The organism is Solibacillus merdavium, assembly GCF_014836935.1.
Taxonomy (GTDB): Bacteria; Bacillota; Bacilli; order Bacillales_A; family Planococcaceae; genus Solibacillus; species Solibacillus ferritrahens.
Map to the genome: position 1 here is coordinate 149,440 of NZ_JACSPW010000001.1, position 25,882 is coordinate 175,321.

21 protein-coding genes are annotated in these 25,882 nt (G+C 36.5%); 15 read left to right on the forward strand and 6 right to left on the reverse strand.

Annotated elements, in window-relative coordinates:
• The first annotated feature begins 16 nt into the window (after window positions 1-16).
• The 6 genes from H9632_RS00610 (at window position 17) to H9632_RS00635 (ending at window position 6,263) form a co-directional block, all read left to right on the forward strand.
• On the forward strand, window positions 17-1,825 hold the full coding sequence (locus H9632_RS00610; protein ID WP_191702198.1) for an S-layer homology domain-containing protein: 1,809 nt from the start codon (window positions 17-19) through the stop codon (window positions 1,823-1,825).
• Window positions 1,826-2,041: 216 nt separating this feature from the next.
• Window positions 2,042-2,947, forward strand: coding sequence for a heme ABC transporter substrate-binding protein IsdE (gene isdE / locus H9632_RS00615; RefSeq protein ID WP_191702199.1), 906 nt, complete (start codon window positions 2,042-2,044; stop codon window positions 2,945-2,947).
• 63 nt (window positions 2,948-3,010) lie between these two features.
• The gene (locus H9632_RS00620; protein ID WP_191702200.1) at window positions 3,011-3,964 is read left to right on the forward strand and encodes a FecCD family ABC transporter permease; all 954 of its coding nucleotides are present in this window, start codon (window positions 3,011-3,013) and stop codon (window positions 3,962-3,964) included.
• A 4-nt stretch (window positions 3,965-3,968) separates the two neighbouring features.
• A complete protein-coding gene (locus tag H9632_RS00625) occupies window positions 3,969-4,739 on the forward strand; it encodes an ABC transporter ATP-binding protein (RefSeq protein ID WP_191702201.1) in 771 nt (256 codons plus the stop codon).
• Window positions 4,736-5,425, forward strand: coding sequence for a class B sortase (gene srtB, locus H9632_RS00630; RefSeq protein ID WP_191702202.1), 690 nt, complete (start codon window positions 4,736-4,738; stop codon window positions 5,423-5,425). The genes H9632_RS00625 and srtB overlap by 4 nt, the downstream gene beginning before the upstream one ends.
• Before the next feature lie 13 nt (window positions 5,426-5,438).
• Window positions 5,439-6,263: an EfeM/EfeO family lipoprotein gene (locus tag H9632_RS00635; protein ID WP_191702203.1), complete on the forward strand. Its 825-nt coding sequence runs from the start codon at window positions 5,439-5,441 to the stop codon at window positions 6,261-6,263.
• Between the two features lie 111 nt (window positions 6,264-6,374).
• On the opposite strand, the gene H9632_RS00640 is transcribed toward H9632_RS00635, so the two are convergent.
• Window positions 6,375-6,809: a hypothetical protein gene (locus H9632_RS00640; RefSeq protein WP_191702204.1), complete on the reverse strand. Its 435-nt coding sequence runs from the start codon at window positions 6,807-6,809 to the stop codon at window positions 6,375-6,377.
• A 179-nt stretch (window positions 6,810-6,988) separates the two neighbouring features.
• Window positions 6,989-7,141: a hypothetical protein gene (locus H9632_RS00645; RefSeq protein ID WP_191702205.1), complete on the reverse strand. Its 153-nt coding sequence runs from the start codon at window positions 7,139-7,141 to the stop codon at window positions 6,989-6,991.
• A 244-nt stretch (window positions 7,142-7,385) separates the two neighbouring features.
• Here H9632_RS00645 and H9632_RS00650 point away from each other — a divergent pair, with 244 nt between their 5' ends.
• Window positions 7,386-8,774, forward strand: coding sequence for an aldehyde dehydrogenase (locus H9632_RS00650; protein WP_191702206.1), 1,389 nt, complete (start codon window positions 7,386-7,388; stop codon window positions 8,772-8,774).
• Window positions 8,775-8,831: 57 nt separating this feature from the next.
• Here H9632_RS00650 and H9632_RS00655 read toward each other — a convergent pair whose 3' ends face one another.
• Window positions 8,832-10,406 (reverse strand): two-component system sensor histidine kinase NtrB, encoded by a 1,575-nt coding sequence (locus H9632_RS00655; RefSeq protein ID WP_191702207.1) that lies wholly within the window; start codon window positions 10,404-10,406, stop codon window positions 8,832-8,834.
• 371 nt (window positions 10,407-10,777) lie between these two features.
• Between H9632_RS00655 and H9632_RS00660 the strand changes: the two genes are divergently transcribed.
• The 3 genes from H9632_RS00660 (at window position 10,778) to H9632_RS00670 (ending at window position 14,526) form a co-directional block, all read left to right on the forward strand.
• A complete protein-coding gene (locus H9632_RS00660; protein ID WP_191702208.1) occupies window positions 10,778-12,247 on the forward strand; it encodes a UDP-N-acetylmuramoyl-L-alanyl-D-glutamate--2,6-diaminopimelate ligase in 1,470 nt (489 codons plus the stop codon).
• Between the two features lie 68 nt (window positions 12,248-12,315).
• Window positions 12,316-12,888 carry a VanZ family protein gene (locus tag H9632_RS00665; protein WP_318247661.1) on the forward strand — a complete coding sequence of 191 codons (573 nt, stop codon included), beginning with the start codon at window positions 12,316-12,318 and terminating at the stop codon, window positions 12,886-12,888.
• Window positions 12,889-12,954: 66 nt separating this feature from the next.
• Complete coding sequence (locus tag H9632_RS00670; protein WP_191702209.1) at window positions 12,955-14,526, forward strand: peptide chain release factor 3; 1,572 nt, start codon at window positions 12,955-12,957, stop codon at window positions 14,524-14,526.
• A 61-nt stretch (window positions 14,527-14,587) separates the two neighbouring features.
• Here H9632_RS00670 and H9632_RS00675 read toward each other — a convergent pair whose 3' ends face one another.
• A complete protein-coding gene (locus H9632_RS00675) occupies window positions 14,588-15,394 on the reverse strand; it encodes an NRDE family protein (RefSeq protein WP_191702210.1) in 807 nt (268 codons plus the stop codon).
• A gap of 143 nt (window positions 15,395-15,537) precedes the next feature.
• Here H9632_RS00675 and H9632_RS00680 point away from each other — a divergent pair, with 143 nt between their 5' ends.
• The 3 genes from H9632_RS00680 to H9632_RS00690 all read left to right on the forward strand — a co-directional run bounded on the left by H9632_RS00680 (window position 15,538) and on the right by H9632_RS00690 (window position 21,300).
• Window positions 15,538-18,582: an efflux RND transporter permease subunit gene (locus tag H9632_RS00680; protein ID WP_191702211.1), complete on the forward strand. Its 3,045-nt coding sequence runs from the start codon at window positions 15,538-15,540 to the stop codon at window positions 18,580-18,582.
• A 502-nt stretch (window positions 18,583-19,084) separates the two neighbouring features.
• Window positions 19,085-19,849 carry a TerC family protein gene (locus H9632_RS00685; RefSeq protein ID WP_191702212.1) on the forward strand — a complete coding sequence of 255 codons (765 nt, stop codon included), beginning with the start codon at window positions 19,085-19,087 and terminating at the stop codon, window positions 19,847-19,849.
• A 101-nt stretch (window positions 19,850-19,950) separates the two neighbouring features.
• Window positions 19,951-21,300, forward strand: coding sequence for a TrkH family potassium uptake protein (locus H9632_RS00690; protein ID WP_225223610.1), 1,350 nt, complete (start codon window positions 19,951-19,953; stop codon window positions 21,298-21,300).
• A 79-nt stretch (window positions 21,301-21,379) separates the two neighbouring features.
• On the opposite strand, the gene H9632_RS00695 is transcribed toward H9632_RS00690, so the two are convergent.
• The gene (locus H9632_RS00695; protein WP_191702213.1) at window positions 21,380-21,667 is read right to left on the reverse strand and encodes a transposase; all 288 of its coding nucleotides are present in this window, start codon (window positions 21,665-21,667) and stop codon (window positions 21,380-21,382) included.
• Window positions 21,668-21,865: 198 nt separating this feature from the next.
• Window positions 21,866-23,599: a B12-binding domain-containing radical SAM protein gene (locus H9632_RS00700; protein WP_191702214.1), complete on the reverse strand. Its 1,734-nt coding sequence runs from the start codon at window positions 23,597-23,599 to the stop codon at window positions 21,866-21,868.
• A gap of 166 nt (window positions 23,600-23,765) precedes the next feature.
• Here H9632_RS00700 and H9632_RS00705 point away from each other — a divergent pair, with 166 nt between their 5' ends.
• Entirely contained in the window at window positions 23,766-25,226 is a 1,461-nt protein-coding gene (locus H9632_RS00705; RefSeq protein WP_191702215.1) for an ATP-binding protein, read from the forward strand.
• Window positions 25,227-25,291: 65 nt separating this feature from the next.
• Window positions 25,292-25,738 (forward strand): MarR family winged helix-turn-helix transcriptional regulator, encoded by a 447-nt coding sequence (locus H9632_RS00710; protein WP_191702216.1) that lies wholly within the window; start codon window positions 25,292-25,294, stop codon window positions 25,736-25,738.
• Window positions 25,739-25,882 lie beyond the last annotated feature (144 nt).

A 25,882-nucleotide genomic window follows, 5' to 3' on the forward strand; every position in this document is an offset into this window, starting at 1 on the left:
ATTGGAGGAAATGAAAATGGTTAAAAAATCAAAAGCAACAAAAGCGGTCTTGGCATCGCTATTAGCAACATCTGCAATTGTACCAGCAATGGCAGTATCTGCTGAAGTAGGTGGGGAAACGACTCGTACGGGTGAAGCAACAACTACTGCAGCGGCAAAGACGATTGATTTTAAAGTAGATGCCCCTGAATCTTTACAGCGCTTTATTCCTACTACAGGTAAATTAGTTGAGCGAAATGGTCAGCAATTTATTAATCTGGAATTATCTGACGCAGTATTAGGTATGGTAAATAGCGTAACAGTAGCGGGTCAACCAGCAATGGCTGAATTTAACGGAAAAAAACATATTAATATTCCAGTAACAGCTGATTATGCGCCAGTGGAAGTAACTTTAAATATGACAATTACTTTCGTTGGTAAAGATCCGGTAGATTATAAAGTTACATTAACTCCAGATGCAAAATCAATAAAAGAAGCAACAGAAACAACTAAACCCGTTGAAGAAGCAAAAGAAGAAAAAATCTTCAAAGTAGGTAAAACATTCGATTCAGTAGCAGACGGTACTTATGATATTAAGTGGGATGCTTATAAAGATAAAGTAGGAAACTACAAAGCAATTACAAGCCATTTTTCACCTGATGCAAAATTAATCGTAAAAGATGGCAAATATTCAGTACAGCTAACTATTACTGAAGATTCAAAAGCAATGGTACCGGATGTAACAATTGCGGGTAAAAATGTTGTTGCAAAAGATGGCATCGTTACTTTAGAAATTCCATCAATCAGTGATTTACATGAAGCTTCAGTACACGTTGTTGTACCTGCAATGAATATGGATAAACCTTATCCATTTGGCTTCGCTATTGAAACGGCTAACTTAGAATTACCAAAAGCAGAAGCTGCACCAGCACCAGCTCCGGTTGAAGCAACAAAAATGCCTGTTACTGTATTTAAAGATGGAACAAAAGAACAATCAATTATGCAAGGCACATATTTAGCTAATGAAGTAATGGTTACTTCTACTGAGGGCGGATACGATGTTGATGTAACATTCCCACAAGGTCAATGGTTAAATGACTTCAAAGTTGAAGGTGCGACAGTAGCATTGAAATCAGAAGAAACTGTAGGGAAAAATACAGTTCAAATTTACACGATCTCATTAAAAGATATTAATGAGATTTATAATGCAACTGTTGATTTAACAGTTGATGCTGCTGGTGTAAAATATGATTCAGTTCATAAAGTACAATTACAATTCGGTGAAAAGAAACCAGTTCCTGTAGCAGCTCCATTTAAAGATATTGCTAACAACGGAAACAAAGATGCAATCGTTAATCTATTCAACAAAGGTATTTTCATCGCTGCAGACAACTTTAATCCAGGCAATAACGTTACACGTGCTCAGTTCGCTTTAATGTTAAACCGTGCATTAAAATTAGATGTACCAGCAAAAGCGGCGTTCACAGATATCGTGAAATATGGTGACGAAGCGAAAAAAGCGATTAACGCTTTAAATGGTTATGGCATCATCAATGGTAAAACAGCTACTACATTCGCACCTGCACAAGATGTGACTCGTAAACAAGCTGCATTAATGATCTACCGTTTATTAGAGAAGAATGGTTATACTGCAACTGGCGATACAGCTAAATTCTCTGATATGCCAAAAGAAGTGGAAGCTTCAAAAGCAATTTCTGAATTAAATAAATTAGGTATTATTTCTGGTTTTGAAGGTAAGTTTAATCCAGAAAACAAATTAACTCGTTCACAAATGGCTAAAATTTTAAACAATACTTTAACAGTTGTTGAAGGTTTAAAAAAATAATTAAATGAACTGCAGACGGTTTGAGTAACGGATTTTAAAAAAGCCATCAGCAAATAGTTATAGTAGGTAGGGTTGTGTTAAAAGTGTTACTTTTAGCGCAGCCCCAATCCTATTTTTACGAAAAATATTTATAAGATGACGCTTAAATTGAAGTAAAATTCCATCTATGTTGGAGATGAAATTTTACTTCAGTTTAAACACTAGGAGGAAAAATAAATGAAAAAGTGGCTTATCGGACTCGCACTAAGTGGTGCTGTACTTGCGGGTTGCGGAGATGGAGAGAAACAAACAGAAAACGCCGAAACAGTGGCAGAAAATACGGCTTCAGGCCAAGCGTCTGCTATAGAAGAAGAGCATCGAATTATTGCGGGAACAGTGGTAATCGCGCAAATTCTGGATCGATTAAATCTTAATGCTGTAGCGATTCCCGATACGGTTAAGGAATTGCCCTCGCGTTTTGATGGACTGCCTGACATTGGAAATGCGATGGACCCTGACGCAGAAATTATTAAGTCACTTAATCCTACTGAGGTATTGTCAGTTTCAACATTGGAATATGATTTAAAGGATAAATTTGAACAATTAAAAATTCCTGTAGATTTTGTGGATCTAACAAGTATTGAAGCAATGATGGATGAGATAACGGTACTTGGAGAGCGCTACAATCGTGTAGAAGAAGCGAAACTATTAAATGATGAGTTACAGACGGAAATTGATGCAGTAAAAGTAGCTGCAAGTGATAAAGAAAAACCACGTGTCTTGATTTTACTAGGTGTACCAGGCAGTTATTTAGTAGCAACAGAAAATTCGTACGCGGGCGACTTAGTTCGTTTAGCCGGCGGGGAAAATGTAATGGCCGGTCAGGATGCAGAATATTTGCCTTCTAACACTGAATATTTATATTCTTCAAATCCTGATATAATTTTACGTTTAGCTCACGGCATGCCAGATGAAGTAATAAAAATGTTTGATGAAGAATTTGTGAAAAATGATGTTTGGAAACATTTTAATGCAGTGAAAAATGGACAAGTATTTGATCTAGAAGAAGAGTTATTCGGTACGACAGCAGCATTGAATGTACCAGATGCACTTCATCAATTGGAGAAAATTTTCTATCAATAACAATGTGAAAAAGCAAAGCCTTGAGGGAGGTTTTGCTGTTTCCTTACATAAAGGGTGTTTGCTGTGACAAAAAAAATCATTAGCTTTATAGCTGTTGCTGTTTTATTAATCATAACTGTTATTTATGCCGCGACAACTGGCAGTATCCAAATGTCATTTATTGAATTTATAACAAATTTTTTTAATCCAGATAATGCAGATATGGCTGCCATTAAAGACTTGCGCTTTCCACGAATTATCGTTGCATTATTTGCTGGAGCAGCGTTATCAGTTGCGGGCGTATTGCTGCAGGCCATTATGAGAAATCCATTAGCCGATGCAGGATTTATTGGAATTTCCGCCGGGGCAGCATTTACTAAACTATTTATTGTTAGCTTCGTACCAACACTATTTTTCTTCACGCCTATCGCGGCATTTATCGGTGGTGCGCTAGCTTGTTTCTTCGTTTTTTTACTTTCATGGAAATCAGGATTGAATCCATTAAAATTAATATTGGTCGGCATTGCGATTAATGCAATGTTTTCTGGTCTTACAGAAGCAATGATTAGCTTTGGTGCTTCTGCATCAGGATCGATTACATCTAATTTATCATTTAAAACTTGGGATGACGTATCGTTAATCGTAACATACGGCTCAATCGGACTTATTTTGGCAATAATTTTATATGCTTCCTGTAATGTCCTCGTGCTATCTGATAAAACAGCTAAAAGTGTGGGCTTTAACGTAACGGCTGCAAGAATAGTTATCGCCGCTGTTGCCGTTCTATTGGCGGCGGCTTCGGTTGTCGTAGCAGGTGTCATTTCTTTTGTCGGAATATTAGTGCCACATATTGCGCGCCGACTTGTTGGTTATGATCATAAAGTGCTGATTCCTTTTACAGCACTATTAGGAGCATTTATTATATTATTAGCAGACACGTTAGGTCGTACGATGTTTAGCCCGATGGAAGTGCCGGCTTCGACAATTATGGCGATTATCGGTGGTCCGTTCCTCATATTTTTACTTAGAAAAGAGTGACAAAATGGAAATTAAACAAGTAGTCGTTTCGCATGATGGTAAGGCGCGGCATTTAAATGAAGTATCCACAGTCATTCCGAAAGGGAAAGTAACGACAATAATTGGTCCAAATGGTTGTGGGAAGTCGACATTATTAAGTGTAATGTCACGAAACAAGGTTCCGCTCGAAGGGAAAGCTACTCTTGAAAACCGAGATTTAGTCGAATATAAACCGAAAGAATTCGCAAAAAAGTTTGCGATTGTTTATCAGCAAAATGATATTCCGGCAGATTTAACTGTGGAGAAGCTTGTCATGTATGGTCGCATGCCACATAATTCCCTATTTAAAAAGAAGACTAATGAAGATGAAGAGGCAGTAACATGGGCATTGCAATGTACGAATTTACTTGGTAAACGGCATAATGATTTATCTGCCCTATCAGGTGGGGAGCGTCAACGAGTATGGATTGCGATGGCACTTGCTCAGCAATCTGAAATACTGTGCCTGGATGAGCCGACAACGTATTTGGATATTTATTATCAACTTGAACTGTTAGAGCTTGTAAAGCAATTAAATGAACAATATGGTTTAACGATTGTCATGGTTCTTCATGATATTAATCAGGCAATTCGGTACAGTGACCATGTTATTCTAATGAAAGCCGGAAAAATCATTGCAGAAGGCCTTCCACGCGATGTCATTACAAAGGAAGTCATTAAGGAAGTATACGGTGTCAATTCCGTGTTTCATGAAGATGAAAAACTGGGACTTTATATGATGCCGTTAAGCATATGATTATGCGACAATGGATTCGTGTATTGAGCGCAGTTGTAATGATTGTTTGTGCAGTTATCGTTGTTCGGCATTACTTAGGATATAGTGAAGTAAACGAAAAGCTAGAACAGGCACAGCAAACAATGGAACTAGGTGAGCTTAAGGAACTTCAGCAACAAAATAATAATATCATCGGGTGGCTTACATTGGAAAATACCCGATTAAATAATCCTGTATTACAAACGGATAATAATGAATTTTACTTAAAGCATAATTATTTAGATGAAAAAAGTCGTGGTGGAAGTATTTTTGCTGATTTCCGAAATGATGTAATGGAAGATCGGCATACGATTTTTTATGGGCATGTTTTACGTAATGGTACGATGTTTGGCGATTTAACGAAGTTTAACGAGCAAGCTTATGCAGTAGAGCATGCTGTTTTTTATTATGAGACAGATGCCAATCGCTATGCTCTGCATGTATTTGCTGCATATGAAACGACAACAGATTTTTATTATATCGAAACGCAATTTACGAATGATACATTTGACCAGTTCTTATTAGATATTCAACAAAAATCTTCAATAAAAATGCCAGTCGAAGTAGCAAATTCTGATAAAATCGCGACTTTTTCGACTTGTACGACATCCCCTGACGACAAAGAACGATTTGTTGTTCATACAAAGGTAGTCGAACTAGAAAAATAAGAGGTGAATCAATATGAAAAACAGAAAAAAAATAATGTTTGCTTTGCTTGCAGTAGGATTATTGTCTGCATGTGGCACAAAAGAGGAAAATCCAGTAACAGAGCCTGTAGAACAGCAAGAAATTAAAATAGATGTAGCTGACGAGGCAGAGCAGTATAAATCACTAGTATTGGGGCAAACGGACAGCTTCACAGCAGATACCGAGCTTCTTGCCACATATGTGAAAGAAGGGAAGCTGGAAGAAGCACAAAAGCTATATCCTTTAGTAACAATGTACTATGAACGAATGCAGCCTCTTGCGTCAAATTTTCAGGAGCTTGACGTGAAAATTAATAGTGAAGTAGAAGAGGGAAAAGAAGCGGAGGCATCGGGCTTCCAAAGTTTGGCCCATGGATTATTTGTAGAGAAAAAAACTGCAGGCTATGAGGGAGTTGCCGATGAGCTTGTTGAAAATGTGAAGGCATTACAGTCAGAGCTTCCTACGATGGATGTTTCCGAAAATAATGTGTTAGCTTCAGCTATAACGATGTTCAACACGATGGCAACGAACCGTTTGTCTGCACAAAGCATTTCTAATAATGAAGTATACGCTGTCAAAGCACAGACAGAAGCTGCGGAAGATTTATTGGAGATATTTATTCCCCGCGTCTCGACAGAAAGTGCTGAAACTACATCAGAAGCTTTGAAAGAATTAAATGAAATTGTCGCTTATTATGAAGTAGGAAAAGAAGACTATGTGAACTATAGCTTCTTTACAGCAAAACAAAAAGAAGAGCTGAAAACAGCTGTTCAGCGTGTAGGCTCTGCATTACAGGAAATGAATGATTCATTGAAATAAATGTTCGAATGTAACAGAGAACAATACAAAAAAGCAGTACAAATTTTTTAAGTTAGGTAAAAATTTGTACTGCTTTTTTTGTATGGAGTATAGATTATGTCCAGGCTCTTTTTAGTTTAAAGCTGCATGCTTTATATATTGTTTTGCCGCTTGAGGTATATCTTTATATGAGATTTCATTAATTGTTTGAAGTGTTTGAGCATCGAATGCCAATGTGAATACTTCCGTATTTTTATTTTGCACCGGTCTGAACCATTTCAATGTGACATCATTTAAAGCTTCTACATGCTGGAGCTCATTTAATAAATTGTAACTGTCTTTTAACAATGTAGTTTCATGTAAAAATTCAGTTGCCTGAAGTGAAATGGTAACATTATGTTTATCATCCATTGGTGTGATTTCAATATTAAGTATAATATTTTCAATAAATTGTTGGAGCACAATTTCAGATATGGCAAGCATCGTTTGGAGCTTCAACTGTTCCGGAGAAACAGCAGCTTGGGCCTCTTCAATCGATTCTAGATGTTCCAAATTGTTTTTTTTCATAATATATTGTACTGAAATGACACAGACGAAAATAAGTAAAAATATTAGCATGAATTTCAGCATTTTATTTAAAATAAGGATGACCTCCTATGGACTTTGACCAAATTTCTATTATATATAGTCATTATGCCATAGAAAAATGCAAAAAAGGACTGACAAATGTGACAGTCCTTTTACGGTTAAGTATTTTGTTCTTCATGAGGAATTGTAGCAACAAATTCGTCGAAGTATAAAAATGATTCATCCTCTAGCTGCTTAATCTTTTGTTCATTTAATCCAACAGATAATGGTCCAGAAAAAATTTCGCCCCACCAAGTTTCAGTCATAATCATTTATATAGCCTCCTTGTACGATTGTTTTACAGTAGTATTATGTCTGTTTAATTAATTACTTATGAATTTCCCACTTAGACTTTCCAGTAAACATTTTTCAGGAAATTGATATTACCTCCTTACATAACTTCCTTGCTAATATTTGAAGGAATTAATTTTAACTTTGTAGTAGTTATTACTATAGTTAATATGTGTGAACAGCTATAATTTATGCATACATTTCTTTTTGAAAGGATGATAAAAAATGAATTTTACTGCACAAGATGTAGAACAAATGATTGAAGATCAACGCTCGTTTTATTTTACCGGCGCCACAAAAAACATAGAATATCGTAAAGAACACCTCATATTATTAAAGGAAACAATAAAAAAATATGAGGAACAAGTAATAGAAGCATTAGCACTGGATTTAAGAAAAAGTGAATTTGAGGCGTATTCCACTGAAATCGGAATTGTCTATGATAGTATTTCCTATTTCTTGAAAAATATAGATGGCTGGATGGAACCAGAGCCTGTGAAAACACCCATACATTTCCAACCCGCCAAAAGTTACATTGTCCGTGAACCATATGGGGTTACATTAATTATTGGACCTTTCAATTATCCTTTTCAATTAATTATGGAGCCATTAATCGGGGCGATTATCGGAGGCAATACAGCGATTGTCAAACCATCTGAAACTGCCGTTCATACTGCAATTATGGTAAAGAAAATTTTAGAGGAAGTTTTCCCACCTCATTATGTTCGTGTTGTGGAAGGTGAAAGAGAGGAAGTTACTGCCCTGATTCATGCGCCATTTGACTATATTTTCTTTACGGGTAGTGTAGCTGTTGGGAAAGTAGTAGCAAAGGCTGCTGCAGAGCGTCTAACACCTATTGCATTGGAACTTGGAGGCAAGAGCCCTGCCATAGTAGATCAAACCGCTAATTTAGACGTGGCGGCAAAACGTATTGTTTGGGGGAAATTTAATAATACAGGGCAAACATGTGTAGCACCTGATTATTTGCTTGTTCACTCTTCAGTAGCTAAAAAGTTTACACGTTTACTTAAGAAAACGATTCGTGAATTCTTTGGAGATGATGCACAGCAAAGTCCGGACTATGGGCGAATAATCAATGAGCGCCAATTTGACCGTCTACAAACTATATTGGATAACGAACGTGATACGGTAACATTTGGTGGTCGAACGGATCGAGAAGATCTATATATGGAGCCTACAGTGTTGGAAAATATTACGTGGGATCGTCCATCAATGGAAGATGAGCTATTTGGACCAATATTACCGATTTTGACTTACGAGCAATTACCAAAAGCGATTCATGAAATACGCCAATTGCCTAAGCCATTAAGTGCCTATCTGTTTTCCGAAAATGAAAAGGCAATCGCTTATTTCCTACAGGAGCTGCCATTTGGCGGAGGCTGTATAAATGATGTTATTACACATGTAGGAAATACTCATTTACCGTTTGGAGGGGTTGGTCCTTCAGGCGTAAAATCCTATCATGGAAAGGCAAGCTTCGAGAACTTTACACACCCTAAATCGATTATGCAGCGCTCTAATAAGCTGGCAAATAGTTTACTATATCCGCCGTACAAACAAAAAGTCAAACTTGTACGTACGATTATGAAGTAACAGTAGTAATGCATTTAAAGAGGCTTTCTTGAACAACGATTCAAGAAAGCCTCAATTCTAATTTTCCATTAATACTGGAAATGATAATAATATTTCTGTCCCTACGTTCAGTTGACTATTGATTTTAATTGTTCCATTGTGATCTTGAATGATTTTGTTTATGATAACCATTCCGAGACCGGTACCTGCAGTTTTCGTTGTATAAAAAGGCTCAAAAATCCGATCCAATACTTGGGGGGAAATACCGCATCCCGTATCGACTATACTAATGTATATGTCTTTCTCATCTTTGCATACTTCTACCGTAATTATTCCACCATCTGATATTGCTTCAATAGCATTTTTAAATAAATTTATAAATACTTGTTTAATTTGATTTTTATTACCTAAAATAGTCATGTGGGAATATTCATTCGAAATATTTACGGTAATGGATTTTTGTTGAAGCTCATATTGGAAAAAATTCGCTACTTCTGTTAAGGCTTCCACTAAGTTAATCGGTATAAACTGATTTGGTTGTGGTTTTGATAATACAAGGAACTCAGATAAAATCAATTCTATTCGCTCTGTTTCGCTTTGGATAAGCTTTGTATACTCATAGTATGGCGAATTGGGGTTTTCATTCATCATTTGAACATAACCGGAAATGACAGTCATGGGGTTACGTATCTCATGTGCAACCCCGGCAGCAAGTTCACCGACAAGCTTTAATTTTTCGGATTGCAAAATTAGATTTTCATTTTCCTTAATATATGAAATGTCCCGTGAAATTACAGATGACGCTATTATTTCGCCGTGTGGACTTAAAATCGGAGACAAAGAGATTTGGGCATCAAACACCGTACCATCTTTTTTCATATCAATTGATTCAAATAAATGGAAGCTTTGTCTCTGTTTCAGCATGTTTATCCGCTTTTTGGCCTCTTCTTTATGTTCTGGAGGAACAAGGGGCAATTTCCTTCCGATTGCTTCATCCTTTGTCCAGCCATATAATTTTTCAAATGCAGGATTCACCGCAATCACACGATCTTCCAAATCAAATACCGCAATTGCATCATTAGCCTGCTCGAAAAACAAATGTAAATACGCATGTTTGGAATTCAAATAATATTCACGGTCAATTGCACTTTTCTCTAACTTTAACCAAATATTTTTAATAAAGTAACTTTGACCAATACTCATGATACAAACTGCAATTAAAAAACCGAGAAGTAAAAGATAACCATCCGATTTAAAACTTAGATATGGAATCATCGATAACTTATCCAAAATAAAAATCTCAATGAACACTAGAGCAATGTTGATGAAAGTAATAATAAATGAACGGTAAATTGTTAATATCGCTATAAGCCAGATAAAAGTATAAAACGAAAGTATAGTTACATTTTGATAGTTAAAAAGGAAAACGATCATATGCCAGGTACAAATCAAAATAATTTGAAGTACTTTTGGCGGCGTTTTCACATAATACAAGGCAAAAAGTATAAGACAACTTCCAATACTAATACCTAAAAAATAATAAGGTTGATTGAACAGCTGTGAAACAATGACTGTGGTAAAAATAAGCGTCGAGAAAAAATAAGTAATAACCATAAGCAAGTTGCGCTTATTCAGAATTTCATTTTGCTGCATAAAACACCTCGGATAAGTAATAATAACTGTAATCATACAGTAATTTCTAATGTCGATAAATGGCGAATTTTGATATGATAGATATAACGTATAAATAAAATAGGTGAACAAAGAGAAGTCTTTATATAAATACGGTATTTTAGTTCATAATTTCTGGACGTTGAGTCAATAACTAGAAAATTGAACTTATGTATTATATGTCCAAAGTCCTTATTTTGCAAACATGTTTATTTTGTACGGGATCATTACAGTTAATGAAAAGCATGGAAATTTCAATCTATGAGCAGTATGATGGTTAATACATATAAATAACAATACTTAACTGAAAAAATTAGATTCGCAAGTATATTGCAAGTGTGGGGGAAAAAATTATGTATGCAGAAGAGCTTTTAAGTACACTCATGCAAAAGAAAATAGTAGGGCAATTGCCGAAGATGATTACGGATATTGCGATTGACTCTCGCAGTGTACAGCCGAACAGTGTGTTTATTTGCATTAAAGGTTTTACGGTAGATGGTCATGATTATGCGCAAAAAGCTGTCGATGCGGGTGCAACAATTATCGTAACAGAGCGTCTATTGGAGTTAGAGGGCGTCATTGCACAAGTAATCGTTAAGAATACGACACGTACATTAGGTATTCTAGCAGCAAAGTTTTTTGACTACCCATCGAAAGACATTATGATGATTGGGGTAACAGGTACAAACGGGAAAACAAGTGTATCTGGCATTATCCACAACATTCTAATTGGATTAGGTGAAAAGTCAGCATTGTCTGGTACGATAGGATTCAATTTAAATGGCGTACTATATGAATCGGCCAACACAACTAGTGACTCTTTAAATACTCAGCAAATGATTTTCCGAGCTAAAAGTGAAGGCTGCCGTGCGATGGTAATGGAAGTTTCGTCACATGGTTTAGCACTTGGTCGTTTAGCAGGCGTCGATTATGATGTCGCGGTATTTACAAATTTGACACATGATCATTTAGATTTCCATGGAACGATGGAAAACTACGGTAACACGAAAGGCTTGTTGTTCTCTCAGCTTGGTCAGGACCTGGAAAAGAACAAGCATGTCGTATTAAATGCAGATGATCCATGGTCAGAGCGCTACGCCCAAATAACGCCGTTTCCGATTTGGACATATGGCCTAAAAAATAATGCTATATTCCGCGCAGTAAATTGCCACTATGAAAATGGGATGACACAATTTGATATGGAAACACCTGAAGGTACATTCCCAGTGACTATGCATTTGTTGGGGGAATTCAATATTTACAATGTACTTGCAGCAACAGCGGTGTTTTATGCACGTGGCTTCCCGATTGAAGTCATTATTGAGCAGATTGAGATGCTTCCACCGGTCAAAGGTCGTATGGAAAAAGTGGAATCGGATCTACCGATTCAAATTTTTATTGATTACGCACATACACCGGATGCAATTGAAAAAGCGATCAATGCGGCCCTTCCATATAAAAAACCGGAAAATAAATTGATTTTCCTTGTTGGAACGGGTGGTGGCCGTGACAAAACGAAGCGTCCAACGATGGCAGAAAAGGCATCAGTTGCAGATTATGTTGTACTTACAACCGACGATCCACGCTATGAGGAGTACGACAGTATTACAGGCGATTTAGCTAAAGGGATGCTGCATAATAACTATGCATGTATCGGTGATCGTGCAGAAGCCGTTAGACATGCTGTGAGCGTAGCAAATCCTGGTGATATTATTATTTTTGCCGGTAAAGGACATGAAGATTACCAAATTATCGAAAATACGAAATACCCGCATAGTGATGCAAAAATTGCGATTGAAGCTGGGAAGTTAAAATTTGTATAGATGAACCTATATCTTTTTCAAATCCGCCGTGTTAACGTAATTGCGTTAACGGTGGATTTTTTTTGGAGGTGAAAGAAAAAATGATTCATTCCTATTTACTTAGTATGATTGGGTATTGTATATTGAGTTTTCCTTTTTATATAATCAGTCGAACACTATACTTAAAAAACAAAAAGAAAGATATGCTTCGTGAGCTTGTCATGCTCGTATTTTTCCTGTATTGCGTGAGCATTTTTTCGCAAACGATTATACCGAATTTTTATATTTCAAATGGACAAATTGTATTAGATACATCTACTGCCTATGTCCGCAGTAATTTCACCCCATTACAAACAATTCTTTTATATTATGATCAATTAAATGGACCATTAGCGAATATCGCATTTTATAATTTGGCAGGCAATATTGTTCTGTTTATTCCTTTTGGTTTTTTTATACCTTGGCTATGGAAAAAACTAAGAGGCTGGCGCAAAATGCATATCGTTGCATTCAGCATTCCGTTATTTATAGAAGGGACACAATATTTTATCGGTCGCAGCATTGATGTAGATGATGTATTATTAAATGCGATTGCAATTGTCATAGGCTTTGTCCTATTTAAAATAATGAGAAGAATACGCAAAATGCTATCTCAAAAGTAAAAAAGGTTGTAACGAATGACTATTGTCTTTTAAAATAAGAAAGTATGGAAAAAGGAGACGAAAACAATGACTTTAGAACAAGATATATTATCGCGTCGAACATTCGCCATTATCAGTCACCCTGATGCTGGTAAAACGACGATTACCGAAAAGCTTTTATTATTCGGTGGTGCAATCCGTGACGCGGGTACAGTAAAAGGGAAAAAATCAGGAAAGTTCGCAACATCCGACTGGATGGAAATCGAAAAACAACGTGGGATTTCAGTTACATCTTCTGTTATGCAATTCGATTATTCAGGCTGTCGCGTTAACATTCTTGATACACCTGGTCACCAGGATTTCTCGGAAGATACGTACCGTACTCTAATGGCAGTAGACTCTGCTGTTATGGTAGTCGATGCTGCAAAAGGGATCGAAGCACAAACATTAAAGCTATTTAAAGTATGTAAAATGCGCGGGATACCGATTTTTACATTTATAAATAAATTAGACCGTCAAGGAAAAGAGCCATTGGAGCTTATTGAAGAACTGGAAGAAGTGCTGGGTATTTCAGCATATCCGATGAACTGGCCAATCGGTATGGGGAAAGAGTTCCTTGGGATATACGATCGCTATAATAAACGCATTGAGCAGTTTCGTACAGATGAGGCGAATCGTTATTTACCACTAAATGAAGAGGGTGGATTAGCGGTTGATCATCCAATGAAAGTAACATCTTACTATACACAGGCAATGGATGATATCGAATTGTTAAATGAAGCGGGTAATCAATACTCGGAAGATAAAATACGTCGTGGGGAATTAACACCAGTATTCTTTGGATCGGCATTGACTAACTTCGGGGTACAAACATTCCTTGATACGTATTTAAAATTTGCACCAACACCACAGCCTCGTATTACAGAAGATGAGCAATTTATCGATCCTGTAGAGCACAAAGATTTTTCAGGATTTATTTTCAAGATTCAGGCAAATATGAACCCTGCTCACCGTGACCGTATTGCGTTCGTACGTATCGTTTCCGGTAAGTTTGAACGTGGGATGAATATGACGTTAGCTCGAACAGGGAAATCATTCAAAGTAACCCAATCAACTCAGTTTTTAGCAGATGACCGTGAAATAGTGGACGTAGCAGTTGCAGGGGATATTATCGGTCTATATGACACTGGTACTTATCAAATTGGCGATACAGTGGTTGGCAGTAAAAAAGGATTTAACTTTGAGAAGTTACCTCAATTTACACCGGAGATTTTCATGCGCGTTTCGGCGAAAAACGTAATGAAAGGTAAGCAATTCCAAAAGGGTGTACTACAGTTAGTCCAAGAGGGTGCAATTCAATACTTCAAGACTTTACACACTGAAGATGTCATTCTTGGTGCAGTAGGTCAATTACAGTTCGAAGTTTTCCAACACCGTATGATTAACGAATACAATGTTGAAGTAACGATGGAGCCAATCGGCAGCAAGATCGCACGTTGGATTGAAAATGAGGAAGATGTAAAGGAATCAATGCATTCTCAGCGCTCAATGCTAGTGCGTGACCGTTTTGACAACAAAGTATTTTTATTTGAAAATGAATTTGCAATGCGCTGGTTCTCTGAAAAGAACGAACAAATTCAATTATATAGCTTGCTGTAACAGGCAATTTTACTATACCCGGCAATTTCTCAGTAAGAAAAATTGCCGGGTATTTTTATATTCATTTATCATCATCTACAACTTGACTAGCTTTCGATTCAGTCTCGTTCTGTGTTTTAATAGAAAAAGGACGATCAAATAGAATGTTACCTTCATTGTATGTCCGTTCCAAAAAATCGATTGTTCCATTTTTATTATAAGTAATGGCTGTTGAACAACGCGTACCATAATTGGGTAATTTCACAAATTGTGCTGAGAGTGCTCGTTCTAAATGAATGCCTACCCCAGTATTTGGCAATACTTCATCATGTGCAATTTTATCATCTGCTAATAATAAAATCAGATCTTGTACTTCAAATTGTTTATTTTGAGTACTGTTTATTAATGAATTTTTCGCTTTTTCGACTTTTGGCCAAGACGTATTTAATGTAGCATTACTAAGACCGTAAGTACCTGGTTCGATCTTATTGTGCTCGTCAAATACGTTATTGTAATGATGCATTTGCTGCCCATCGAACAATAAAACGTTGTAGCCTCCATACAGATTCTTTTTTTCCCGTAATGAATCAATGAAGGATTCAATTGGCTGAGTAGAAAGTAAAAACTGGGAGACGATCTCTCCACGTGATAGGAGCACTGTTTCTGGCTGGCTTGGTTCGCGATAATTCGTAATGGCAGCAAATCGCCCATTCTTTGAGAGCCCCATCCAGCTGCCATGTTGCAGTAAATCCCTGCCACCTAATATAGAAGGCTTATCCTCCCAAAAATGGGCAGCAGCTGTAGGTCGATCATAAAATTCGTCGCGATTTGCAATGATAAAAAGTGGATAATTTGGATGAACTTTATATGAAAATGCAATTAAACACATAGTTAAACCCCCGAAAGTATATTGTTTGAAAATTTGTAACATTTTATTTTAGGAAAGTATTTTATTGTTGAATGGTAAAGGGAAAAGGAACCTTTACACGAATTTTAAATAATACGATGACAAAATGAAAGGATTTAACATCCATGAATATAAGCAGATTTTCTATTAAACGTCCCGTGTTTACGATTGTTTCGATGATCTTTGTATTAATATTGGGAGTTGTTTCTTTATTTAAAATTCCAATTACTTTAATACCCGATTTGAATCCGCCTATTGGAGTTGTTGTGACAAGTTACCCTGGCGCAAGTCCAATTGAAGTTAACGAGAAAGTGACAAAGCCATTAGAAGCTTCTCTTGCTACATTGCCAGGGATAAAAAAGGTGCAGTCGACATCCCTTGAAAGCTCGAATTTAATCATTTTAGAGTTTAATTGGTCAACAAATATGGATAAAGTGCAAACTGATATATTGCAGCGCATTGATCTTGTCCCTCTACCTGAAGATGCTGGGAGACCTAGTTTTTTGAAATTCGATCCTGCGCAGTTTCCGGTTATTCAGCTTGCACTGGCTGCTGAGAATGAAGAGATAGATATCCGACAGATAGCGGAGTCGCTGGAACAGGAATTACAACGGACTGATGGGGTAGCAAGTGTAACCGTTTCAGGGAAAATTGTTGAAGAGATTCAAATAGAGCTGGATGCGCAAAAACTTGAACAAAAAAATTTAACGCAAACGGACGTCATGCAAGTCATACAGGCAAGTAATATCTCGATGCCTGGAGCAGAATTAAGTTCAGAAGATAATCAATTATTAACGACACGTGTAGTGAGTTTATTCAATCACCCGGATGAAATAGCGAATCTTGTACTGTCCGTAAATCCATTAACAGGGGAAACCCTTAAAATTCAGGATATTGCGACTGTAGAACGAAAAGAGCAGGAAACAAATACAATAACGCGTGCAAACGATCAGTCGGCAGTTCTGATTTCGGTTCTACAGGAATCGGGTGCAAATACTGCGAGTGTTTCTGAAACATTTCAAAAGGAGCTCGATCGTTTATTAAACGAACCACAATATAAGGGAATTGAAGCAACCATTTTATTTGACCAGGGAGATTATGTACGTTTAGCGATTAGTAATATCAGCTCATCTCTCATTTTTGGCGGCTTATTTGCAATGCTTGTACTTCTATTCTTTTTATCTGGTATAAAAAGTCCACTTATTATTGGGATTGCAATTCCGTACTCGGTAATCGTAACATTTGTACTCATGTACTTTGCAGACTTTTCTTTAAATATTATGACGCTTGGAGCGCTTGCTTTAGGAATTGGGATGCTCGTCGATAATGCCATAGTTGTTATTGAAAATATTGAGCGGCATTTAGAGCTCGGTGAAAGCCCAATAGAAGCAGCAATTAATGGCACAAAGGAAGTAGCTTTAGCGATTACTGCTTCAACCGTGACAACTATTGCGGTTTTTGTACCTGTTATTTTTATAAGTGGACTAATCGGTAAAATTTTTATGGAGTTCGCATTAACCATTTCATTTAGTTTGATTGCTTCACTAGCGGTTGCATTAACAGTCGTTCCAATGCTTGCAAGCCGCTTTTTACGTACGAAACCGGCAAATTCTGTTGATAAGAGACAAAGCAAGGGGCTCTATCGAAATTATACTAAAGCATTGAAATGGGTATTAAAGAGACGGACGCTCATTTTATCAATTACGGTAGGTTTACTTGCTTTATCGAGCTTTGCGGTTTACAAAACAGGTACAGAATTTTTGCCTCCGACAGATGAGGGGTTTGTATCGTTATCCGTTAAGCTTCCAAACAGTGCATCGGTTGGAAAGACAGAGGAAATTGTTAGTGAAATAGAGGAGATGGCAAGGAAATATGAAGAAGTTGATGTCGTAGTAAGTTTAATAGGCGGCAATCAGCAATCTTTATCACGGGGGACCAGCAAGCAAAATGAAGGGGAAATTTCGATTAAGCTTGTTGAATTATCCGAACGTAATCGTTCGATTTTTGACTTTGTAGAGCAATTTGAAAAGCGGGTTCAGCAGCAAATTGGAGAGCGAGCGGAAGTAAGCTTTTCACTTTCTTCTTCATCAGGTTCGACTCCAAATTCATTATCATTCCGAGTCACCGATAGTAATGAACAGCGGTTAAAAGAGACAGTCACTCAAATTCAGCAAAAGCTTACAAATATTGATTCGATTGTCGAGGTTACAACTGATTTGGATGAGGTGAAAGAAGAAATCCAAGTGGAAGTAAAGCGGGATGAAGCAAATCAATATGGCTTGTTGCCTTCACAAATTGCTCAAACAGTCAATATGATGACTCGTGGTGCCTTTACAACACAGATTATCGCTGATGACAGTGAAGTGTTGGGCGTGTATACAGGCTTTGGCAAAGCTTTTCGGGAAGATGTAGAAGCTCTTAAAAAGATGAAGCTTCGTACGAATGCTGGTGTATTTGTAGAACTGCAGGAAATTGCAACAATTGAAATCCAAGAATCGCAGACGGCCATTCGTCGGTCGGATCAAGCCGCAGCTATTGCAATTTTTGTGAAATATCAAACTTCAGAATCATTGAGCGGTATTTCCAAAAAGGTGGATGAAGCAATTCAGCAAATAGGGATTCCATCGACAATGAAAATTGTATTTGGCGGTGACCGAGAACTATTTGATAGCGCAAAGCAAGATATGATCTTAGCGATTATACTTGCTGTAATACTTATTTATCTCGTAATGGGCGCTCAATTTGAGTCATTTAAGCTTCCATTTGTTATGATGTTTAGTGTTCCTTTAATGTTAATAGGGGTTGCAGCTTCATTATATTTAACAAATACATTGCTAGGGGTAACGGCGATTATTGGGATACTCATATTGGTGGGGATTGTTGTAAATAACGGAATTGTCCTTATTGATTATATTAACCAAAAACGTCAGCGAGGATTAAATGTTACGGATGCAATTATTGTAGGGGCTCAAGACCGGATACGCCCAATATTAATGACGGCTTTAACGACAATTCTAGGCTTAGTCCCATTAGCACTTGGAATAGGAGAAGGTACGGAAATGAATCAACCAATGGCCATCGTTGTTATTGGGGGGTTAATAAGCTCAACAATTTTAACATTGTTTATCGTACCAATCATTTACAGCTTAATTGAAAAAGAAACAAAGTAATGTTTGCTAAAGCACATTTATTTACTTCAGAACATGGAACTGCGTAGCATCCGACAGAAGGACATCATACTATAATGCTGGTCCCAAGAAAGCGTCGTAAGTGAATTTACGTAATACAGCAAAGAGTATTAAATTTATTTCATTTGTAAAGTTTTGATGATTTTTGGAAGAAAGATTTGATTTTTCAATACATTATCGTTAAAATAGCAATATAATTGAATTGAATATCCATTGACATTTGTCAAAGGGGAGTAGCTATAAGGAATTAAAATAGTAGCTTGTTAAGATGGCCACTACTTTTAGTTGAACTTACTTCACATTCGTCATTACATGGTTAGGAGCCATCGGGTGTGATAGCATAAAATGTGCTTAGCAAGACCTTTGCCTATTTTTATAGGCAGAGGTCTTTTCTTTTTGGCAAAAATAAGTGGATTTTTTTCAACTATCAATAATAAATGCCTGAATATTTGGCTACAAGTAAATTATTAGGAGGGAAACTTTCATGGAAGCAATTTTATTAGAATATGCATGGGTACTACTTGTATTAATTTTCCTTGAGGGGCTTTTGGCTGCTGATAATGCAGTCGTAATGGCGGTAATGGTAAAACATTTACCGAAAGAGCAACAGAAGAAAGCATTATTTTACGGATTATTTGGGGCATTCTTGTTCCGCTTTATCGCACTGTTTTTAATAACGTTTTTAGCAAAATACTGGGAAATACAAGCGCTTGGTGCAGCTTATTTATTATTCATTTCCATAAAGCATTTATATGATAATCACTTTAAGAAGCAAGATGAGAGTCTAGAAATAAAAGAAGGAAAAGGCTCTGGCTTCTGGATGACAGTGTTAAAAGTCGAGCTTGCTGATATTGCTTTTGCAATTGACTCAATGCTTGCAGCAGTAGCGATTGCAATTACGTTGCCGCATATCGGTGACTATCATATCGGTGGAATTAATGCAGGTCCATTCGCGGTTATGTTCCTAGGTGGTTTTATCGGACTTGTTATTATGCGATTTGCAGCTCAAATGTTTGTTAAGCTATTAAATAACTATCCAACACTGGAAACGACAGCTTTCCTAATTGTAGGCTGGGTTGGGGTAAAGTTAGCGGTGTTAGCATTAGGTCACGAAAATCTAGCTATTATTGACCCACATTTCCCGCATTCAACAATGTGGAAAGTCATCTTCTGGGCAGTACTGCTTGGTCTTGTAATCGGCGGCTACTTAGTAAGTGTGTATAAAAATAAAAAAGAACAGGCAAGTTAAATGTTTTTTTGGAGATACTTCTGTAATGAAGTATCTTCTTTTCATTTCCAAAAGAATTCATTATACTAGAAAAAATGTAACAATTATTGGAGGCCATTTGTATGCCTTTTAAAAAAATAGAAAGGCGAACTATTACGCCTTTCCAAATACTAATCACATATTATTCTATTGCTATTCTTATTTCATATTTACTGTTACGTATTCCAGGGGTTCATATAGAGGGTGTGAGCGTTTCACATTTAGATAGCTTTTTTACGGCTGTGAGCGCGGTCAGTGTGACAGGTTTAACAACGGTTACGGTTGCTGAAACGTATAGTGGCTTTGGGCTAACGATGATATTGCTCATCCTTCAATTTGGAGCTATTGGTATAATGTCAATCGGTACTTTTCTTTGGCTGCTGTTCGGAAAAAAGATTGGCATGCGTGAACGACAGCTAATCATGATTGACCATAACCAATACAATTTATCCGGAGTTGTTGCATTAATTCGCCAAATTGCAAAGCTGCTTTTAATGATTGAATTTACAGGTGCACTTATTTTAGCTATACATTTCAAGCGTTATTTTGCGACTTGGGAAGAGGCAGCGATAAACGGAATATTTGCAGCGATATCTGCAACGACAAACGGTGGCTTTGATATTACCGGGATGAGTTTACAGCCATTTCATCACGACTATTTCGTTCAGTTTGTTTGTATGATTTTAATATTCCTAGGAGCAATTGGTTTTCCTGTTTTAATTGAAGTGAAGACATATTTAATGAAAAAAGACCCGGCATTTCGTTTTAGTTTATTTACGAAGGTGACAACTGTAACGTATGTAGCGTTATTTGCTTTAGGTGCTGTCGTTATTTTTATCATTGAAATTTTTCAGTCATTTAAAGGAATGCGGTGGCATGAGGCGGTATTTTCAGCAATGTTCCACTCAGTCTCTACAAGATCTGCAGGTTTAACAACATATGATGTCACCTCATTTAATGAAGCGACTCAGCTATTTATGAGTGTGCTCATGTTTATCGGAGCATCGCCTAGTTCTGTTGGTGGGGGAATTCGAACGACAACATTTGCGATTGTTATTTTGTTTTTAATTGCATTTTCCCGTGGACAATCCGACATACAGGTTTTTAATCGTGAAATTCACCTTATCGATGTTTACCGCTCTTTCGCAGTGTTAATTTTTGCAATAATTATGGTACTGGGCGCGGCGATGGTGTTATTTATTACAGAAACACATGCTACGATGATTGAAGTCATATTTGAAATAACCTCGGCTTTCGGAACATGTGGGATGTCGCTAGGCATAACGGAAGAGCTGACTGCCTTTGGGAAAATGGTAATTATGGTTCTTATGTTTGTAGGCCGAGTTGGACTAATCTCATTTCTCTATACAATCGGAGGTTCATCAAGCAAGAAAAAATACCATTATCCAAAAGAGCGGATCATCATAGGATAAATATTAAATTGATTATATTCTTAAGTAAAACATCCATTTCTCGAAGGGGAAATGGATGTTTTAATTTTCAGTAATAAACTTATCGTTCCTCCAGTGTTAGAACCATTAATCTATAAATAACATAAAGCCCGATGTACGCACCAGAAATTAAAAAAAGTTCATTTAAAAATAGGGCATGTATTTTCGTCATAAATACAGCATCATCAATAATGATTTGATATATCGAAGTGGATGCAATACTGCCAAAAATAATGACAAAAATAACTGCCAATATATTAAAAACAATTGCTAACTTACTGATTTTTTTTCTTAAATAAATCATAATGAGCGGAACAACAATAGTTGAAGCTACTAAAATAATTTTCAAAACTACACTCCTCTCTTTTATTTGAATTATGCCCTCTTTTTTGGGGTATAAAACGAATAGGTTGACTGTAGCTCTGATAAGAATGGACACCATGAAAAACAAATGAATGATTCTAAAGCGAAAAAGTAATAAGTATTCACTTCATATAAAAACGCTGCCCACTCAATATCAAGAGTTTGCAGCGTTTTTAGATTTAAATTATTTAAATGTACTGAAATAAGGCTGTTGCCCGTTGCGGAAGTAGGTGAATAAATAACCCGTTTTCTTTTGTGGGGCACCGACTTCATAATTTTGTAAATCGATGTGGAACGGAATAATTAAAGAATGCTTAAATAATTCCCTTTCAGGAATTTGCATTGCTTCAAATTTCTCGCCTACGAGAGAGGGATTTTCTTTAATACTTCCATAGACATCCTTCATTTCATCCTCAGAAAGGCGATCGTCCCACCAAAGTTTACGTGGCTGGAACTGCTGGCCCTGAAGGAAGTCGTATTTCATCAAGCTTGTAATCACTTCTAAATCGACATCCTGGACCGTTTGCAGAAACTCAAGTAAGCGACGGAATAAATCCTCAAGCTGATGTCCGATTCGTGACCAACCTTTCGTTTCCCAATACGTACCAAAGCTTTGGAAGAAATCGAATGGCGTATCAAATACTTTTGTTACTAAATATTCAATCGTATTGTCCATACGGTGTGCATTCCAATACTTTTCCAGCACGTCTTCTGCATGTTTAATCCGTACGATATCATCGAACGTTAACACATTATTGGAGAAAATCTCATAAGGCGAAATATCAACATATGTGTAGCCATACTTTTCGGCTTCCAGTCGTAAGCCTGTCCCACGCAATAGTTTTAAGAAGCCAAGCTGTAATTCTTCAGGACGCATTGCAAATACATCATTAAAAGTTTTGCGGAATGATGCATAATCTTCTTCAGGCAGACCGGCAATTAAATCCAGATGCTGATCGATTTTGCCGCCCTCTTTTACCATTGTGACAGTACGTGTAAGCTTTTCAAAGTTTTGGCGACGTTTTACCAGGTCATTCGTTAAATCATTTGTTGATTGGACACCGATTTCAAAACGGAACAGCCCTTTTGGAGCATTATCATTTAAAAACTGAATAACTTCAGGACGCATAATGTCGGCTGTAATTTCAAACTGGAACACGACACCTGGCTGATGCTCATCAATTAAAAATTGGAACATTTCCATCGCATAGCTTCGGCTAATATTAAAGGTACGATCTACGAATTTAATCGTTCTTGCGCCATTGTCCATTAAGTAGCGGATATCTTCTTTAATCTTTTCACGGTTAAAGTAGCGGACTCCTACTTCAATTGAAGACAAACAGAATTGACAGCTAAAAGGACACCCACGGCTCGTTTCAATATATTGAATTCGTTTACCTAAATGAGGTAAATCTTCTTCGAAACGGAAAGGTGAAGCAATTTCACGTAAATCGATTTTAGGCGGTTGTGCGTGGATTTTTAATTTGCCTTCTTCCAAATAGCAGATTCCAGGTACTTTTTCTAATGGAAGCTCTCCATTAAAATAACGGAGCATTTCCTTAAATGAAACTTCTCCTTCACCCATTATAATGTAGTCAATTTCTTCGTGTTTACGAATCCATTCATGGACATCGTAAGAAACTTCCGGACCGCCCAATACGATTTTGACATTGGGTAATACCGTTTTTAACATACGAATTACAGCAATCGTCTCATTGATGTTCCAAATATAACAGCTAAATCCAACAACATCCGGTTTCTTCTGGAATATATCAGATACAATATTAAATGCAGGATCTTTAATCGTATATTCAGCAAGCTCACAATCGAATTCAGGCTGGGCTGCTGCTTTTAAATAGCGAATCGCTAAATTTGTATGAATATATTTTGCATTAAGTGTACTTAATATGATTTTCATTATTTTATTCTCCTCTTCATAGACTCTATTGTAGCAGTGTAAACAGCTTCAAACAATATGGGATAATATACCCATTTTATTACAAATGTAAATATGAAATAATATAATAATAACAAGTATATTTCAGAAAATTCTATAACTTCTAAAAAATGGGGGAAATAATGTATTGGAAGGACAATTGCCTATGATGGTAGAAGCGCTTTTTAATGAATCGAATGAGCAAATTATTATCTTTAACCGCCTTGGAAACTTAGAATTTATTAATAATAAGGCGGAGGAAACTTTAAGATCTGTGCATCTTCTTTCAAACTTTTGGAGTAACACTGATAAAAATAATAGCGAATGGGAACGATTTATACGTACCGTAATAGAAAATTCAACTTCGAGTACTACTTTGTTTTTAGTAAATAAATATCATCAAAAAATGCCAATAAAGATTTGGGGATATTATCTTCAGCAGAAACAGTTGATTTTTACGCGAATTCAATTAAACCCATCTAAAGTTATTTCATTTGAAGAAAAAAATGAGATGCTACAATTTCAGAATTTAATTAACGGGATGGCACAGGGCGTTATATTGACGATGCTAAATGGAAAGATATTATCGGTGAATGAGATGGCCTTACATTTATTGGATAGAAAGCCTGCGCAAATAGAAAACAGAAGCTATGATTATCTGTTTGAAGATTGCCAATATGAGTCTTCGGTTATTGTCCAGTATTATAAAAAGATTTCAAACCGTGAAATGGCCAGCCTCTTTGTGAAAAGGGAAACCGCTGACGGCAAAACAGTTTATTTGAACTTCATAAGTAAAGTAGATGAAAATCTGGGGCTTTTAGTAACAACAATTATTGATCAGACAGAAGAGATGATGTTGCTTAAAAAGATTGAGCATCAGCAGTCACTATCTTTCATTGGGCAAAACATTGCATCAATTGCTCATGAAATTCGTAATCCAATGACTTCTATCCAAGGATTTATTCAAATGATTAAAAGCAGTTTGAATGAGGAGCAAAATCCTTATTTTCAAATTGTAGAATCGGAACTAAAACGAATGGATGACTTGCTCGTGGATTTATTGAGTATCGCTAAACCTAAAAGGCAGGTCTTTAAAAACCTAGATATGAAATTGCTCGTTGATGAAGCGATTCAACTTATGCAGCCGACGGCAATGAGTACCAATGCTATGATTGTATTTGAATATGAGGAAGAAATTGAATATATCATGATGGGAGATTATAGCCGTTTAAAACAAATGGTTATAAATATTCTTAAAAATGCTATAGAATCAGTGGAATACAATAATTATATTGTTGTGAAATTACATTATTCTAAAGGTGACTTTATTAAGCTCTCCATTAAGGATAGTGGGAAAGGCATGGACTCTGTTGATTTGGAAAATGCATTGAATCCGTTCTATACAACGAAAGAATATGGTTCTGGATTAGGGCTTTTACTCGTTCAGTCAGTTATAAAAGAGCATAATGCGACCCTTCATATTGAGAGTGAGGTCGGTGTTGGTTCCAATTTTATAGTTGAATTTAATTTACAGAGTGATATAGAATATTTGAATCCTTTGCATGCCTACAAAATAGGTGAGAATAAAATTTCGGCATATATGAAGTGATTTTGACAAAACTTTCAATCCATCGCTATAATAAGCATATTACTCAAAAATAGAGGATGGTATTTATGGCTTCAGAGGAAGTAAAACAATCGTTGAAATTATTTATTGTATTATCAAGAGCTCATAAAGCAATAAGTGAAGCGACGAATCAATTTATACAAAAAAATGGATTAAATCCAACAGAGTTCGCAGTACTTGAGCTTTTATACCATAAAGGTCGCCAGCCATTGCAACAAATAGGAACAAAAATTTTATTGGCTAGTGGTTCTATTACATATGTTGTTGATAAATTGGAGAAACGCGAGTTTTTGGCTCGGATATCCTGTCCAAACGATCGACGTGTAACATATGCGGAAATTACCGATTTAGGTGCTGAATTCATGGACAAGTTGTTTCCTGAGCATGAGCAGCATTTACATGAGTTGTTGGGCGCTTTATCAGGAGAAGAAAAGCAAACAGCAATTGAATTACTAAAAAAACTCGGGCTTTCTATAAAAGATTTATCTTATTAAAATATAGGGTCTGGAATAAAATAATAGTTCTAGTTCTTACAGAAAGGGGGCTGTGTTAAAAGTTGAATTAACTTTTATCACAGCCCCCTTAACATTTGTATGGTTAATCCTAAAATTGAATCTTAAAAAGCAATTAGGACGGAG